Source organism: Leptothrix mechoopdaensis (SeqCode), assembly GCF_053893855.1.
Map to the genome: position 1 here is coordinate 730256 of NZ_CM132699.1, position 15333 is coordinate 745588.

A 15333-nucleotide genomic window follows, 5' to 3' on the forward strand; every position below is an offset into this window, starting at 1 on the left:
TGATGGCGTCGTGACGGTTCGATGACGTGGCCCGATGACCACGCATCGCCGGCAAGGCCGGTCAGCACGAGAATCCCGGCCCATGCCGACCTTGCCGCCGATCCCCGCCGCCCGTGCCAGCAGCACCGCCATCGACGATGCCGGCCTGATCTGCGCCTACCGCTTCCCGCCGGCTGCGGGTGACGATGCCGACGAGGGTTCCGCCGGCCTGCCGATCGACGCGCACGAGGCCGCCGCCTGGCTGGCCACCACCGCGACGCTCGATGACGACGCGCCGTCGCCCGGCCTGCTGTGGCTGCACTTCAACTTCGCCGACAACCAGTCGCAGGCCTGGCTGCAGACCCACGGCGGCCTGCCCGATGCCTTCTTCGAGAGCTTGCGCGGCGGTCTGAACTCGACCCGTCTGGAGCGCGTCGACGACGTGCTGCTGGCGGTCGTCAACGACCTGCAGTTCGACTTCTCGTTCGAGCCGTCCGACACCGCGACGCTGCTGATCTGCCTGCACCGGCGCCTGATCGTCACCGGCCGGCGCAAGCCACTGCGTTCGATCGACCAGCTGCGGCGCGCCGTGCGCGGCGGCGAGCCGGTGCGTTCCAGCCCCGACCTGCTGGCCCAGCTGCTGCGCCATCAGGGCGACATGCTGGTCGACCTGGTGCGCCAGATCACCGCCCGGGTCGACGACATCGAGGACCGTTTCCTGGCCGGCCGGCTGGACCACAAGCGCGCCCGGCTCGGGGCCTTGCGGCGCCTGCTGGTGCGGCTGCAGCGGCTGCTGCTGCCAGAGCCGGCGGCGCTGTTCCGGCTGCTGCAGCACCCGCCGGCCTGGATGGACGAACGCGACACCCAGGGCCTGCGCGACGCGACCGAGGAGTTCTCGGTCGTGCTGCGCGACATGGTGGCGCTGCAGGAGCGCGTCAAGCTGCTGCAGGAAGAGGTCGCCGCGCGCATCAACGAGGAGACCAGCCGCAGCCTGTTCGTGCTGACCATCGTGACGGTGCTGGCGCTGCCGATCAACATCATCGCCGGCCTGCTGGGCATGAACGTCGGCGGCATTCCGCTGGCCGAGAACGCACACGGCTTCTGGATCGTGGTCGGCCTGATCCTCGGCCTGACCGTGCTGGCGGCGGTCATCACGCTGATCCGCCGACGCGACGGCGGTGACTGAAGCGGCTTCTCCGAACAACGGCCTATACTGTTTATACCGTTTTCAGGAGAATGCCATGAACAGCCCCGCACCGTTGTCCCCGAGCCCCGCGCCCAAGGCACCTCGCCGGCGCCGCGCCGCGCCCGAGGCCGCTGTGGCGGTCGCAGCGCCTGTCCAGGCACCGGCCGCGGCCGAGGCCAAGGTCAAGCTGGTGCGCGACAGCTACACGATGCCCGAGCTTGAGTACGCGCAGCTCGACGCGCTGAAGCGCCGTTCGCTGGGGCTGGGTCATCCGGTCAAGAAGAGCGAGCTGCTGCGTGCCGGCGTCGCCGCGCTGGTCGCCCTGGCCGACGACAGCCTGCTGGCCGTCTTGAAGGCCGTGCCGCCGCTGAAGACCGGTCGGCCCAAGGGCAGCGAGGCGGGCAAGGTTGAAAAGGTTGAAAAGACCGAGAAGGCCGAGAAGGCTCCCAAGGCCCCGAAGGCAGCGAAGACGGCGAAGGCCGCCAAGCCGGTCAAGCCCGCCAAGCCGGTCAAGGCGAGCAAGTCTGCCAAGGCCGCTCCTCCGGCCGCGCCCCAGGCCGTGATCCGGGCCGAGAAGAAGGCCGTGCCGTCCAAGCCGGCAGCCCGCCGTGCGGCGACGCGCGTCAAGGCGACCTGAGCTCGGATCGGGCGGCGATCGTCCGCTCGATCGTCCGCTGGATCGTCCGCTCGATCAGCCAGTCCGGCGCGTCCAGCGGCAGGTCGTGGCCGGCGTCCGGGTGTCGATGCAGCGGCGCGCCGGTGGCGGCTGACAGGTGGGCCGAGCAGCGCGGGTCGACCAGCGCGTCACCGTCGCTGCACAGCACCTGCAACGGCACGCGCAGGCGGCGCAGTTCACCGGCACCCAGCCGGTAGCGGGCAGCGGCCAGCAGCTGGCGCAGCACGTTCAGGCGGCTCACCGGCTCGGCCTCGCGCAGGGCGGTCCACCACGTCACGGTGGCCTCGAACGACCCGGTGTCGCGGCTGGTCAGCCGGTGCAGCGCACCTTCGCAGGTCCGCGCGCTGGCCGGCCAGGCCAGCAGCCGCAACAGCGTCGGCCATGCCATCGGCCGCATGCGCCAGTGCAGCGGTGCCAGGCCACCCAGGCTGCTGTTGACCAGCGTCAGGCTGGCGAGCTCGTCCGGATGCCGTCGGGCCCATTCCAGCGCCACCATCCCGCCCATCGACAGCGCCAGCAGGTGCAGCGCGCCGACCGCGTCGGCACCGGCCTGTGCCTGCCACTGCCGGCGCAGGTCCGCGGCCAGGGCCGGCACGGACGCGGGGCTGCGTTCGCGCCAGCGCGTGCCATTGCCGGGCAGGTCGAGGCAGACCACGCGCGCGTCCCGGTGGACCCGCTCGCGCAGCGCCGACTGCAGGCGCTGCGGCAGGTCACCCCAGTGCGCCGCCGAGCGGCTCAGACCACGCACCAGCAGCCAGGCGGGTGCGACGTCGGCGGGATCGGGCGCGGGCGACCTCACCGGCGGGTCGCGCCGTACCAGCGCACGAGTGCCCGCTGCTGCAAGGCCTGACGTTCACCGTCCTCCGTCGGCAGCCAGTGCTGCCAGCTCGCGGCGGCGCGGATCATGAAGTCCAGTCCGGCCAGATGACGGCGCAGCACCCGTTCGCGGCGGTGTTCGGCCAGCGGGTTGAACAGGCCGTCGCGGCGCAGCAGCTGGCGGGGGTTCTGGCGCACCCAGCGCCACGAGCCCATCTCCAGCGTCAGGGGCAGGAACACGCCACCGTCCGTTCGCTGCGCGGCGCGCTGCGCCAGGTGGTCCCACAGGTCGCCATGGGTCAGGTACTCGCGGCACTGCGGCTCCAGCCGGTAGTCGTGGTGCAGCAGGCTCTGGTCGAGGATGTCGCCCAGCGCCTGCAACTCGGCCAGGTGCGGATAAGGCTGGCGACTGCCGGCCCACGGGAACCACAGCCGGTCGTCGACGCCGTAGCCGGAATGGCAATCGACGCTCAGCACGAACGGTCGGCCGAACAGCTGCTGCTCGACCAACGCGCACAACGCCGCGCCTTCGACCGGCATCGGCGCGCCGACCGCGCCGCGGAACCAGGGCAGGAAGCGGCCGAGCCGGTGCCCGCCGACCAGCGGCGCGACCGGGTCGACTGCCTCGACCGGCGCGCTGCGCATCAGGTCGATGCCGTCGGGGTTGCAGCGGCTGCCCAGCCACAGTCCGCCCGGGTTGACGATCGGCATGAAGACCAGCCGCAGGTCGGCCAGCTGGCGGTGCAGCGCGTCGTCCCAGCGCAGCCGCATCAGCAGGCTGCGCAGGTGCGCCAGCACGACCTGGGCGCCGATGCGTTCGAGCCCGTGCACGCCGCCGAAGAAGGCCACCGCCGGCGCGTCGGGCCGATCGCTGCCGAGGCTGAACGCCAGCAGCGGCAGGGCTTGCGGCCCGGCCGCCGGCATGGCCGGGTCGACGAAGCGGACCTCGCCGAGCCGGTGGGTCGTCAGCAGCGGGCCGCCGAGCGCCATCAGCGCTTCGAGCTCGCGCCATTCGGCCGGTGCCCGAGGCACGCCGCCACTGCCATCGGGCAGCAGGGCCGGCCGGCTCCACCCACCCGGACCGGTCCAGCGTTTCCAGACGTGATGCCACGAGATCGTCATCGTCGCTCGCTAACGTGGGCCGCCGGCCGGAAGGCCGGCCGGATGCGCATTCCTGCGGTCTGACGGCCGCTGCGTGAGGCAGCACCCGTTCGCGTGGGCGAGCGGTCATCCGAGACATGAGACGATGCCGAATCGTCGCGGCCGCAGGGCCTGTCAGAAACCGTATGCATCGTATTCCATGACACGATCCAACGCCATCGCGGCCCGTTTCGCCGCGACCGCCGCAGCCCTTCCTGCCGAGGTGAAAAATGCCTGAGGTGATCCAGGACCCACGCCCGGCGGACACCGTGCAGAGCGCCACGGGCGGCCAGCCGCAGGGCCAGCAGTGGCGCGGTGTGCTCGCCGCGATCGACATGGGCTCGAACAGCTTCAGGCTCGAACTGGCCCAGATCCGCGACGGCCAGTACCGCCGCATCGCCTACCTGAAGGAGACCGTGCGGCTCGGTGGTGGCCTGGGGGCCGACGGCCGGCTGGCGCGTGACGCGGTCGAACGCGCGTTGGCCTGCCTGGCGCGGTTCCGTCAGCGACTCGGCGGGCTGCCCGCGACGCAGCTGCGCGCGGTCGCCACGCAGACGCTGCGCGAGGCCAGCAACCGCGACGAGTTCCTGTTCCAGGCCGAGCAGGTGCTCGGTTTTCCGATCGAGGTCATCTCCGGCCGCGAGGAGGCCCGGCTGATCTACGTCGGCGTGTCGCGGCTGGAGCCGGCCGGCCATGCCCGGCTGGTGATCGACATCGGCGGGCGTTCGACCGAGCTGATCGTCGGCGAGGGCGAATCGGCCCGGCTGGCCGAGTCGTTCCAGATCGGCAGCGTCAGCCTGTCGGAGCGTTACTTCGGCGACGGGCGTTGCAGCGATGCGGCCTTCCGCGATGCCCAGGTCGCCGCCGGTGCCGCGTTCGAGGAAGCCACCCGCGCCTTCACGCGTTTCCGCTGGAAGGAAGTGCTGGGTTCGTCGGGCACGGCCGGTGCGGTCGGTGACCTGCTCGAAGCCAACGGCCAGAGCGACGGCACGATCACCGAGGCCGGCCTGCGCTGGTGCATGAAGGCCTGCGTGCGCGCCGGCACCGTCCAGCTGCTGCAGCTCGAAGGCCTGCGCGAGGAACGCCGCGCCGTGTTGCCCGGCGGGCTGGCGATCCTGGCGGCGCTGTTCAGCCAGTTCGGCATCGACGAGATCCGCCCGACCCGCGCCGCGCTGCGGCAGGGCGTCGTGTTCGACCTGTCCGAGCGCATCGCCGCATCCCGTGCCCACGACCGTGCCACCTGGCGCGACGAGACCGTGCGCGACCTGCAGCGCCGCTTCGAGGTCGACCTCGACCAGGCCGCGCGGGTGCGCGAGCTGACGCTGGCGCTGTACGACCGCATGGTGCCGACGCCCCCGCACGAGGCCCGTCAGGAGCTGGCCTGGGCGGCCGCGCTGCACGAGATCGGCATGAGCATCTCGCACCACGACCACCACCGCCACAGCGCCTACCTGCTGGCCCATGTCGACGCGCCGGGCTTCTCGCAGAGCCAGCAGCGCCGGCTGGCCGATCTGGTGCTGGGCCAGCGCGGCGGGCTGCGCAAGATCGAGGTCCTGCTGGCCGACCCGCAACGCGCCGCGCAGGTGCTGGCACTGCGGCTGGCGGTGCTGTTCTTCCATGCCCGTGGCGAGCTGCTGACCGAGCCGCCGCAGATCGCGCTGAAGGAAGGCACCGCGACCCTGACGCTGGACCCGGACTGGGCCCGCGAGCAGCCGCGCTGCATGCACCTGCTGCGCGAGGAACAGCAGGCCTGGGCGCGGGTCGGCGACCTGGAGCTGGTGCTGGTGGCCTGACGGCGCCGGTCCGGATCGGGCGGTTCAGCCGCCCGCCGCCGGTGCCTTCACCGCCGTCAGCTGCTCGATGTAGTCGCGGCCTTCGCGACCCTGCCGCACGGCCGCCCCGCCACGTTCGACCGACAGCGCCAGCCGGCGCGCGCCGAGCGCCTGCGCGTGCAGGCTCAGCTCGGTGATCATCAGCCGCGCCACGCCGCGCGCACGCGCCGACGGGTCGACGATCAGGTCCTGCAGCAGCGCCAGCGGCTGGCCGTCATGGGCCAGGCTGGGCAACAGGAAGAAGGTCGCGGCGCCGGCCAGTTCGCCCGCCGATTCAAGCAGCCAGACCTGCCCGCCAGCCGCCTCGATCGCCTGCCACCGGCGTTGCCGCGCACGCTCGTCGACCGGATCGGACGAGGCCTGCGTGCCTTGCGCCAGCGCCTGCAGCCGGGCCAGCCGGGGCAGGTCCTCGGCGACGGCACCGCGCAGCGTCCAGTCCGGTGCCTGACCCCGACGGCGTGCGGCCTTGGCGGCATGGACCGCCCGCAGCTTGTCCAGCCCTCGACCGGGCAACGTCGCCAGTTCGCTGGGCGACAGCGCCCGCATCACGTTCAGGGCGCCACGGGCGGCCACGCCGAGCGCCTGGTCGAGCGATCGAGGGCTCTTGCGGGTCTCGTCCGGCGGGTCGGACGGCGGGCGTTCGTCGTGCATCGTGGCGACCAGACGGTTGAGGGGATCTAGCGGTGTCGCCGCTGCAGCGCCCGCTGGGCGCTGTGCGTGCCGCTGCCGTCGCCGACCTTCACGTAGCTGCCGTCAGGCTGCAGCGCCCAGGCGTCGACGTCGTCGTGCAGATAGGGCACGAGGGTCTCGTCGATGACACGCTGGCGCAGGTCCGGGTCGCGCACCGGCCAGGCGATCTCGATGCGGCGCTCCATGTTGCGGCTCATCCAGTCGGCGCTGCCGAGGTAGAGCGCCTCCTGTGTCGGCCCATCACCCCAGCGGAAATAGAAGACCCGGCTGTGTTCGAGGAAGCGGCCGACGACCGAGCGCACGCGCACGTTGTCGGTCTGGCCGGGGATGCCAGGGGCCAGCATGCAGGCGCCGCGCACGATCAGGTCGATGGACGCACCGGCCTGGCCGGCCCGCACGACCGCGTCGATCAGCACCGGGTCGGTCAGCGCGTTGAACTTGGCGACCACGCGGGCGACCTTGCCCTTGCGGGCCGACTCGCCGACCTTGTCGAGCAGCGCCACGAGCTGCGCCTGCAACGAGGTCGGCGCGACCAGCAGCCGCTTGGTCGGCAGCAGCGGGTTCAGGCTGGCCAGGTGCTGGAAGACGGCCTCGACATCGGTGGTGATCTCGGTGTCGGCCGTGAACATGCCCAGGTCGGTGTAGAGCCGCGCCGTCTTCGGGTTGTAGTTGCCGGTCGACAGGTGGGCGTAGCGGACCATCCGCGGGCCCTGCTTGCGCGTCACCAGCAGCAGCTTGGCATGGGTCTTCAGGCCGACGATGCCGTAGACGACCTGGGCGCCGACGGCCTCCAGCCGCTCGGCCCAGTTGATGTTGGCTTCCTCGTCGAACCGGGCCTTCAGCTCGACCACGGCCAGCACTTCCTTGCCGCGCCGGGCCGCCTCCAGCAGCAGCTCCATCAGCACCGACTCGCTGCCGGTGCGGTAGATCGTCTGCTTGATCGCCAGCACGTTCGGATCCTCGACCGCCTCGCGCAGGAACTGCACGACCGGCTCGAAGGACTCGAAGGGGTGGTGCAGCAGCACGTCGCGTTCGGCGATGTTCTCGACGATCGAACGGTTGCGCGGCAACGCCTTCGGCCACGACGGCTCATGCGCCCGGAAGCGGTGGCCGTTGCCGCGCACCTGGTCGATCAGCGCGTTCATGCGCACCAGGTTGACGGGGCCGTTGACGCGGTAGAGCGCGGCCTCGGGCAGGTCGAACTGGGTCAGCAGGAAATCGCTCAGCGCGGTCGGGCAGCTGCGCACGACCTCCAGCCGGATCGCCTCGCCGAAGTGGCGTGCGCTCAGTTCGCTGCGCAAGGCGGTGCGCAGGTTCTGGACCTCGTCCTCGTCGACATCGAGGTCCGAGTCGCGCGTGACGCGGAACTGCGAGAAGGCCTCGACCGTGCGGCTCGGGAACAGCTCGGCCAGGTGGGCGCGGATCACGCTGGTCAGCTGGACGAAGACCTGCCGGCCGTCGCTGACGCGGTCGGGCAGCCGGATGACGCGCGGCAGCACGCGTGGCACCTTGACGATCGCGATGCCGTTCTCGCGCCCGTAGGCATCGAGCCCGCCGAGCTGCACGATGAAGTTCAGCGACTTGTTGGCGACCTGCGGGAAGGGGTGCGACGGGTCCAGGCCCAGCGGCACCAGCAGCGGCTGGACCTCGCGCTGGAAGTACTGCGCGACCCAGGCCCGCTGCGCCTCGTTGCGCTCGGCATGGTTGAGCAGCACGATGCCCTCGCCGGCCAGCGCCGGCATCAGCTCGTCGTTGAACAGCGCGTACTGCTCGTCGATCAGCGCATGGGCTTCCTCGGCCGCCTTGGCCAGCTCGCTGTGCGTGGTGCCGCTGCCGGGCTCGGAGGCCGCCTCCAGCGCATCGGCGAAGCGGACCTCGAAGAACTCGTCCATGTTGGACGACACGATGCAGATGTAGCGCAGCCGCTCCAGCAGCGGGATGTCGTGGCGCCGGGCCTGCGCCAGCACGCGCCGGTTGAAGGCCAGGATCGAACGCTCGCGGTTGAGCAGGTTCGGCTTGGCCGGCGCATCGGCCGGAGTGTTCGGGTCGGTCGTCTCAGACATCGGATCAGGGTAGAGCGCCGAGGTGACGGCCTTGTGACGGTTGGCTGATGACCCGCCGCGCGTACCGGCGCCGCACCGCCAGCTGGCGCAACAGCAGCGCCACGCCCTGGATCATCAGCCCGGCGAACACGATGTCGCTGAGGAAATGCCCGCCCTGCAGCACCCGGCCGGTGCCGATCAGCAGGCCGGCGACCAGGCCGGCGCGGGCCCAGGCGCGGCGCCGGTGCGGGGCGCCCAGCAGGCCGACGACCATCAGCGCGTAACCCTGCGCGGCATGGCCGCTGGGGAACGAGCAGTTGCTCTCGCACAGCGACGACGGCTGTGCGATCGAGCGGAACGGCTGCGCCCCGCCCAGCGCCGTGACCGCCGCCGGACGTGGCCGACCCCAGTGTTCCTTGAAGCCGGCGTTGACGACCAGCCAGACGCCGAGCACCAGCATCGCGACGATCCACGGCGCCCGGCCGCGCCAGCGTCGCAGCGTGGCGGCGTGGCGCCCGGTCAGGCGCTCGCGCGGCAGGCACCACAGCAGCACGGCGGCCAGCAGGCTCAGACGGCCCAGCGTCGGCACGCTCCAGTAGGACGCCTGCACCAGCATCAGCTCGCCCCAGGCCCAGGCCGGCGCACCGTCAGCCGGGTCACCGCCGATGCGCATCGCCGCCGCGCTGACGGCCAGGTCGATGCCCGGCCAGGTGGTGAAGACGGCGATGGCGGCGAGCGTCAGCAGCAGCCAGCGCAGGGCTTCGGCAAGGCGTGGGCGGCGGGGCTGTCGGGGCATGGTGTTCCTCAAGGGCGGGCGTGCGCACGCCACAACCACAGCGTCACGGTCGAATGGCCGCCGGCTGGCGCATCGGCGCGGGCCAGCAGTTCCGGCGCGTCCAGCCGGGCCAGCAGCTCGGCGGGCAGCGGCGCGTCGGCCAGCACCAGCACCGGCCCGGGCCGGTCGAACGGGCCGGGCCAGCGCGCGGTCAGCTCGTAGTGGCTGTGCGCGGGCCCGCCGGCCGACCAGGCCCGCCACGGCACCGGCAGATCCCGCCACGCGTGGGCCGCGATCGCGACGACGCTGCGCGAGGTCGTCACCACCGCGGCATCGGGCGACTGCGCCAGCGCGGCGGCAACGCTCGGGCGCAGGGTCGCCAGCGCCTGCGGCCAGCCGCGCATGCGGGCCCACAGGTCGAGCCGGCGCGGCAAGGCCGGCGCTTCGGGGTCGACACGGATGTGCCAGACCTGGCTCATCGGCTGAGCCAGTGGAACGGCCGCGCACAGCCCCGTCTGCAGGGCCAGCGCGAGCAGCAGCACCCGTCGGCGCCACACGGCGGCCGTGCCGGCCCACGCATCGGCCGTGCGCAGCGCCAGCAGCAGCACCAGCCCGGGCACCACCGGTGCAACCCAGTTGAGCTGCGCCACGCCGCGCAGCGCCTGCAACATGCCCAGCAGCAGCAGCGGCGTGTGCAGGGTCACCAGGTAGCGGGTCGCGGTGTCGCGCCGGCGCAGCCCGGCCATTGCCCGCCGGCAAACCGGCACGATGACAGGCCCGGCCATCACCAGCACGCCCAGCGGCACCATCAGGCTGCGCACGATCGACGGCCACAAGGTCGACCACCCGCCGCCATCGCCCAGGCCACGCGGTGCGACGGCCGTGATCTCGGCCGTGTGGTGCAGCGTCGGCCAGCCCATCGCCGCATTCCAGGCCAGGTGCGGCAGCAGCAGCGCCAGCGTGACGGCGGCCGCGCCGGCCAGTCCGCGCCGGGCGCTGCGGGGGTCGGCGAACAGCACGTCGCGGTCCTGCCAGCACCAGATCCACGCGCCGGCGATCCAGGCCGCGAAGGTGTATTTCGACAGCAGGCCGATGCCGCAGACCAGGCCGAGCGCCAGCCAGCCCGCCGGTGTTGCCCGCCCGGCCGCGCTCGACTGGCGCAGGTGCCACAGCAGCGCGGTGGCCAGGCTCCAGCACAGCAGCAGCGGTGCGTCGGTGGTCGCCGCCAGGCCCAGCACGGCGGCCAGCGGGCTGGCCATGAACAACGCGGCGGCCAGGGCGGCGGCCGGCCGTGCGGCGAGCCCGCTGTCGCGCGCCAGCCGGCCCGCCAGCAGGCCCAGCACGCCGCCGGTCAGCGGGAACAGCAGCAGCCCGACCGACTTGACCGTCAGCACGCCATCGCCGAACAGCGCCGTGCTGCCGGCCAGCAGCACGGCGATCGCCGGTGGCTTGGAGTAGTAGCCCCAGGCCAGCTGCGTCGACCAGTGCCAGTACTGGGCCTCGTCGACGTGCAGGCCGACGTCACCGGCGGCCAGCGCCAGCAGCAGCGTGACCAGCCGCAGCGCGGCGTAGCCCAGCACGATCAGCACGACCGTCACGAGGACGGCACTGCCGGCGTCATCGTGGCGGCGCATCGTCCGGCCAGCGGATCAGCGCGTAGCCCCGTGTCTCGGCCAGCACCCGCGGCGCTTCGCCCGGGGGTGTGCCGGCGTCGGCCAGCAGGCGCGCGAGGCGGTCCTGGCGCACCAACGCGACCTCGCCGGCCAGCGGCGCGCGGCGCGGCACCGGGCGGCCGAGGTAGAGCGCGAAGCTCGGTTGGTGCAGGCCCCACTGGACGACGCCGCTGCGCCCCGTCGGCGCGCGCTCGTCTTGCCCGCCCAGACCGAGCCGGCGCGCCGCCAGCGCCAGGTCGCGCACGGGGCCTTGCAGCCGCTCGCCCCACCAGGGCAGCACGACCTGGGTCAGGCCGAGCGTCAGCAGCAGGCCGGCCAGCAGCGGCCCGGCCGGGCGCAGGGCGGTGCGCAGGCCGGCCCAGGCGCCGCCGGCCAGCAGCAGGCCCCCGATGCCGGCGAGCGCCATCAGGCGCTGTCCGGCCTCGCCGTCGAGCAGGCCAGGCCCTGCCAGCAGCAGGCGCAGCAGCGCATCGTCGGGCCGTGTCGAGGTCGCCAGCCGGGCCTGCGCCGCATCGCCCATCACCAGCGCCAGCAAGGGCAGGGCGGCCAGGCAGGCCAGCAGCGCGCCTTCGGCCAGGCGGTCGATCGGGCTCGACCAGCGGGTCGTGGCTTCGGTCTGCGGTTGTGTCAGCAGGCGCCCGGCCAGCATCGCCAGCGGCGTCAGGCCGTACAGCAGGTAGTGCGGCAGCTTGGTGCCCGAGGCGCTGAAGAACACCAGCACGAAGCCGGCCCAGGTCAGCAGGTAACGGTCGGCCGGATCCCGCCACAGCGGCCGCAGCCGCGCCAGCAATGGCAGCAGCAGGGCCGACCACGGCAGCATCAGCAGCGGCAGCAGCACCAGGTAGTAGGACCAGGCGCCGTCATGGCCTTCCAGCGCGCCACCGTAGCGCTGCAGGTTGTGGCGCCACAGGAAACCCTCGACGAAGGCCATGCCGTGGCGGTGCAGCGCGTAGGCATACCAGGGCAGCGCCAGGCCGACCAGCAGCGCCCAGGCGGGCCCGTCCGACAGCAGCGGGCGCCACGTGCGCCACAACCGCGTGGCGGCCCCGTGGCGACCGGCTTGCAGCGCCGTCGCGGCGGACCACAGCGCGACGGTCGCACCTGGCACCAGCAGCGCCACCGGGCCCTTGGTCAGCAGCCCCAGCGCGATCCAGACAGCAGACAGCCGCAGCGCGCGCAGGCCGGCCGGGCGCCGCGCCGCATCGGCGGGTTCATGCGAGTCCGGCGCCAGGTCGCGCAAGGCCGACCACAGCGACAGCATCGACAGCGCCAGCCACAGGTTCAGCAGCGCATCGGCGGTCGCGGCGCGGCCGATCAGCGCCACGCCGAGGCTGGTCGCCAGCAGCGTGCCGGCCGCGAGCCCCGCGCGCATGCCGTGCGACTGGCTCACGCGATGAGCCACGCAGACGGCCCACAGCCAGGCCGCCAGCGCCGACGGCAGGCGCAGCGTGAACTCGTCCAGCCCGAACAGCGCGACGCTGCCGGCCTGCAGCCAGTAGGTCAGGATCGGCTTGTCCCAGCGGTCCTCGCCGTTCAGCGTGGTGTGGCCCCAGTCGCCGCTGGCGAGCAGCTCGCGGGTCGCCTCCGAGAACGCGCCCTCGTCGACATCGAACAGCGGCACCGTGCCCAGGCCGGCCAGCTGCAGCACCAGCAGCAGCAGGGCCCAGGCCAGCAACAGGCGGAGGTCGCGGCGGGTGAGCCGGGTGTAGCGGGCGCAGGCGTGAGTCATCCCGCTCGACCGGCCCAGCCGGCCGCATCGACTGGCGTCGTGTCGGGGCTGCTGCGCAGCACGTAGGGCGAGCCGTGGCGGGCGCCGTAGTAGATGCGGATCAGCAGCTCGGCCAGCACGCCGGTGGTCAGGAACTGCAGACCGCCGATCAGGCCCGAGAAACCCAGCGCCAGCAGCGGCCGCGCGCCGACGTCCTGCCCCAGCAGCTTGAGCACCGCCAGGTAGCCCAGCACCGCGCCGCTGCCCAGCGTCAGCACGAGGCCGATCACGCCGAAGAAGTGGCCCGGCCGGGCCGCGAAACGCTGGAAGAAGCTGACCGCCAGCAGGTCGACGACCACCCGCAGCGTGCGCGACAGACCGTACTTGGACGTGCCGACCGTGCGTGCGTGGTGCCGCACCGGCTGCTCGCCCATGCGGTCCGGCGAGGTCACCGTCGACAGCCAGGCGGGGATGTAGCGGTGCATCTCGCCATAGAGCCGGACCTCGCGCAGCACCGGCGCGCGGAAGGCCTTGAGGCTGCAGCCGAGGTCGTGGAACGGCAGCTGCGTGATGCGGCGGATCAGCCGGTTGGCGAGCTGCGACGGCAGCCGGCGCAGCCAGTAGCCGTCCTGCCGGTCGACCCGCCAGCCGGCCACGATGTCGAGGTCGTCGCGCAACAGGCGGGCCACCAGCGCGGGGATGTCGCGCGGGTCGTTCTGCAGGTCGCCGTCCATCGTCACGATGACGTCGCCGCGGGCCTGGTCGATGCCAGCCTGCATCGCGGCGGTCTGACGGAAGTTGCGCGCCAGCCGGACCACCCGGATGTGCGTGCCGACCCGCTCGGCATGGCGTTGCAGCGCGGCGCCGGTGCCGTCGCGGCTGCCGTCGTCGACGACCACCAGCTCCCACGCATGACCGTAGGCCAGCAGGGCCGACTGCACCGCGTCGATCAGGCGCTCGGCATTGCCGACCTCGTTGTACATCGGCACGACCACCGACAGGCGGTGCGGCGGCACCGGGCGGGTGTCGGGTTCCGTGGTGGTCGAAGGGTCCAGCGGCCGTTCGGCATCCAGGCTGAGTTCGTTCATGGGGTCGGTTCCAGGAGAGGCGAAGACGGGTTGGGCGCTGGCCGTGTGCGGTCCAGCAGCAGGGCCGGCCAGGCGGCGACCAGGCCGACCGCGAGCCAGAACAGGTGGGCGATCAGCGCGGCGGCCACCAGCGTATCGAGCGGCGCGACGCGGCCGGCGACATGGCCTTGCAGGCCGGCCCAGACGCCGGCCTCGTAGGTGCCCAGGCCGCCGGGCGCCTGCAGCGGCAGCACGGCAGCCCATTCGCCGCCGAGCGCGCCGCGCAGCGTGGCCTCGGCCGGCAGGCCGGCCAGCGCCGACAGCAGCAGCGTGACGACCGCCAGGCGCAGGCTCCAGTTGGCCAGCGCACACAGCCAGGCGGTGCGGTTGAAGCGGCCCGGGCGGTCGGCCGGCAGCAGCAGCGCCAGCACGGCCAGCGCGACCAACGCGGCCAGCGCGGCGGCCAGTCGTGCCAAGGGCAGCCACAGCGCCAGGCCCGTCAGCGTGGCCAGCACGGTGACGTCCTGCAGCCGCATCCACAGCAGGCTGCGCGACGACTCGCGCCAGCCCACGCCCCAGCGCTGCTTCAACCAGAGGCCGTAGCCGAGTTCACCGCTGCGCAGCGGCATCAGCAGCACGGCGGCGTTGTGCAGCAGGCTCAGGCGCAGGCAGGCGGCCCAGTCGGCGCCGCTGCGGCGGTGCCATTCGGCATGCAGACGGGTGGCCCGCAGCGCGTGGCTGGCCAGCACGCCCAGGGCGGCGGCGAGCCAGAGCCAGGCCGGCATCCGCGCCATGCGGGCGCCGAGTGCGGCCAGGTCCAGGCCGCGCAGCGCCAGCGTGAAACCGGCCACGCAGGCCAGCAACGCCAGCGCGAGCAGGAGGTACCGCCGCCAGCCGGCGGGCTTGTCCGTGTTCACGCCGGATCCGTCAGGCGCAGGCCCTGTCGTGACGAGCGGTTCAGGCGCCACAGCCGCCACAGCCGCCGCAGGCCGTAGACCATGCCGACGACCGCCAGCACGCGCTGACCGGGCAGGGCCAGCGGGTAGCCGGTCGGCAGGTCCCACAACACCGCCGAGCTGACCAGCAGGACCAGCGCGAGCCAGACACTGCCGGACAGGCTCATCAGATGAGCCACCCAGCGGCCGCGACCGGCGCACCACCAGCCGAAATGGCCGACCAGCAGGCCCAGCAGCGCACCGGCCGCGATGTCGGCCGGCCAATGGGCGCCGACCGCCACGCGCGACAAGGCCACCGCGAACGCCAGCAGCCAGATCGCCAGCCGCCACGGCCAGGACAGGCGCCGCTCCAGGCTGACCAGCGTGGCCACCGTGAAGGCGGTCACCGCATGGCCCGACGGCATTGCCTTGCTGAGCAGCGGCGTGCCGATCACGACCATCTGGTCGACACCCAGCGCCGCCGCCGGACGGGCCGCCTGCAGCAGCTGCTTGAGGCCATGTGTCAGCGCGCCGCCCACGGGGAAACACACCAGCAGCGCGGCCAGCCGGCGCATCGCTGTCGGTGCCGTCTGCCGGTCGACCGCCGGCGGCACCGACAGCGCGAAGACGATCCAGGCGCACAGGCCGAGGCCGAACACGCTCAGCATCGACCACAACACGGGTGCGGCGTTGCCCAGGGCATTGACGGCGTGGAACAGCTGCAGGTGCTGCGGATGGAGCGAGGTCATGCCGCGATGCTCCGGTGCGGCCGTGACGTGTCGGTGAAGGCTGCATGTCGTGACGATGACGGCGC

Annotated in this window: 13 protein-coding genes; 3 read left to right on the forward strand and 10 right to left on the reverse strand. The window is 72.9% G+C overall.

The genetic code is table 11. The annotated features are described in order from the left end of the window. Positions 1-82 precede the first annotated feature (82 nt). Positions 83-1165 (forward strand): transporter, encoded by a 1083-nt coding sequence (locus ACWA7K_RS03320; RefSeq protein ID WP_456165631.1) that lies wholly within the window; start codon positions 83-85, stop codon positions 1163-1165. Positions 1166-1220: 55 nt separating this feature from the next. Then, on the forward strand, positions 1221-1802 hold the full coding sequence (locus tag ACWA7K_RS03325; RefSeq protein ID WP_456165633.1) for a hypothetical protein: 582 nt from the start codon (positions 1221-1223) through the stop codon (positions 1800-1802). Here ACWA7K_RS03325 and ACWA7K_RS03330 read toward each other — a convergent pair. Both ACWA7K_RS03330 and ACWA7K_RS03335 read right to left on the reverse strand, forming a co-directional pair. Further along, a complete protein-coding gene (locus tag ACWA7K_RS03330) occupies positions 1789-2640 on the reverse strand; it encodes an alpha/beta fold hydrolase (RefSeq protein ID WP_456165634.1) in 852 nt (283 codons plus the stop codon). The two genes, ACWA7K_RS03325 and ACWA7K_RS03330, sit on opposite strands and share 14 nt — an antisense overlap. Continuing rightward, the gene (locus tag ACWA7K_RS03335) at positions 2637-3779 is read right to left on the reverse strand and encodes a M14 family zinc carboxypeptidase (RefSeq protein WP_456165636.1); all 1143 of its coding nucleotides are present in this window, start codon (positions 3777-3779) and stop codon (positions 2637-2639) included. Before ACWA7K_RS03335 ends, ACWA7K_RS03330 begins: the two co-directional genes overlap by 4 nt. 248 nt (positions 3780-4027) lie before the next feature. On the opposite strand from ACWA7K_RS03335, the gene ACWA7K_RS03340 reads away from it, so the two are divergent. Beyond that, positions 4028-5590, forward strand: a complete 1563-nt coding sequence (locus ACWA7K_RS03340; RefSeq protein ID WP_456210344.1) for a Ppx/GppA phosphatase family protein — start codon at positions 4028-4030, stop codon at positions 5588-5590. Positions 5591-5614: 24 nt separating this feature from the next. On the opposite strand, the gene ACWA7K_RS03345 is transcribed toward ACWA7K_RS03340, so the two are convergent. From ACWA7K_RS03345 to ACWA7K_RS03380, 8 genes are read right to left on the reverse strand one after another with little or no spacing between them, the layout of a single operon-like run. Continuing rightward, entirely contained in the window at positions 5615-6280 is a 666-nt protein-coding gene (locus tag ACWA7K_RS03345; protein ID WP_456165640.1) for an N-acetyltransferase family protein, read from the reverse strand. Positions 6281-6306: 26 nt separating this feature from the next. Beyond that, positions 6307-8382 (reverse strand): polyphosphate kinase 1, encoded by a 2076-nt coding sequence (ppk1, locus tag ACWA7K_RS03350; RefSeq protein ID WP_456165642.1) that lies wholly within the window; start codon positions 8380-8382, stop codon positions 6307-6309. Between the two features lie 4 nt (positions 8383-8386). Next, positions 8387-9157: a phosphatase PAP2 family protein gene (locus ACWA7K_RS03355; protein WP_456165644.1), complete on the reverse strand. Its 771-nt coding sequence runs from the start codon at positions 9155-9157 to the stop codon at positions 8387-8389. 8 nt (positions 9158-9165) lie between these two features. Next, positions 9166-10770, reverse strand: a complete 1605-nt coding sequence (locus ACWA7K_RS03360) for an ArnT family glycosyltransferase (RefSeq protein ID WP_456165646.1) — start codon at positions 10768-10770, stop codon at positions 9166-9168. Continuing rightward, positions 10754-12538 (reverse strand): ArnT family glycosyltransferase, encoded by a 1785-nt coding sequence (locus ACWA7K_RS03365; RefSeq protein ID WP_456165648.1) that lies wholly within the window; start codon positions 12536-12538, stop codon positions 10754-10756. The genes ACWA7K_RS03360 and ACWA7K_RS03365 overlap by 17 nt, the downstream gene beginning before the upstream one ends. Then, positions 12535-13605, reverse strand: coding sequence for a glycosyltransferase family 2 protein (locus tag ACWA7K_RS03370; RefSeq protein ID WP_456165650.1), 1071 nt, complete (start codon positions 13603-13605; stop codon positions 12535-12537). The genes ACWA7K_RS03365 and ACWA7K_RS03370 overlap by 4 nt, the downstream gene beginning before the upstream one ends. Continuing rightward, positions 13602-14501, reverse strand: coding sequence for a lysylphosphatidylglycerol synthase domain-containing protein (locus ACWA7K_RS03375; protein ID WP_456165652.1), 900 nt, complete (start codon positions 14499-14501; stop codon positions 13602-13604). The genes ACWA7K_RS03370 and ACWA7K_RS03375 overlap by 4 nt, the downstream gene beginning before the upstream one ends. Then, positions 14498-15268 (reverse strand): phosphatase PAP2 family protein, encoded by a 771-nt coding sequence (locus tag ACWA7K_RS03380; protein WP_456165654.1) that lies wholly within the window; start codon positions 15266-15268, stop codon positions 14498-14500. The genes ACWA7K_RS03375 and ACWA7K_RS03380 overlap by 4 nt, the downstream gene beginning before the upstream one ends. Between the last annotated feature and the right edge of the window lie 65 nt (positions 15269-15333).

What these genes read in the sequence shown, in the direction of transcription:
- ACWA7K_RS03320 (WP_456165631.1), top strand. Translation starts at nt 83, where the DNA reads ATGCCGACCTTGCCGCCGATCCCCGCCGCCCGTGCCAGCAGCACCGCC.
- ACWA7K_RS03325 (WP_456165633.1), top strand. Translation starts at nt 1,221, where the DNA reads ATGAACAGCCCCGCACCGTTGTCCCCGAGCCCCGCGCCCAAGGCACCT.
- ACWA7K_RS03335 (WP_456165636.1), bottom strand. Translation starts at nt 3,779, where the DNA reads ATGACGATCTCGTGGCATCACGTCTGGAAACGCTGGACCGGTCCGGGT.
- ACWA7K_RS03340 (WP_456210344.1), top strand. Translation starts at nt 4,028, where the DNA reads ATGCCTGAGGTGATCCAGGACCCACGCCCGGCGGACACCGTGCAGAGC.
- ACWA7K_RS03345 (WP_456165640.1), bottom strand. Translation starts at nt 6,280, where the DNA reads ATGCACGACGAACGCCCGCCGTCCGACCCGCCGGACGAGACCCGCAAG.
- ppk1 (WP_456165642.1), bottom strand. Translation starts at nt 8,382, where the DNA reads ATGTCTGAGACGACCGACCCGAACACTCCGGCCGATGCGCCGGCCAAG.
- ACWA7K_RS03355 (WP_456165644.1), bottom strand. Translation starts at nt 9,157, where the DNA reads ATGCCCCGACAGCCCCGCCGCCCACGCCTTGCCGAAGCCCTGCGCTGG.
- ACWA7K_RS03360 (WP_456165646.1), bottom strand. Translation starts at nt 10,770, where the DNA reads ATGCGCCGCCACGATGACGCCGGCAGTGCCGTCCTCGTGACGGTCGTG.
- ACWA7K_RS03365 (WP_456165648.1), bottom strand. Translation starts at nt 12,538, where the DNA reads ATGACTCACGCCTGCGCCCGCTACACCCGGCTCACCCGCCGCGACCTC.
- ACWA7K_RS03370 (WP_456165650.1), bottom strand. Translation starts at nt 13,605, where the DNA reads ATGAACGAACTCAGCCTGGATGCCGAACGGCCGCTGGACCCTTCGACC.
- ACWA7K_RS03380 (WP_456165654.1), bottom strand. Translation starts at nt 15,268, where the DNA reads ATGACCTCGCTCCATCCGCAGCACCTGCAGCTGTTCCACGCCGTCAAT.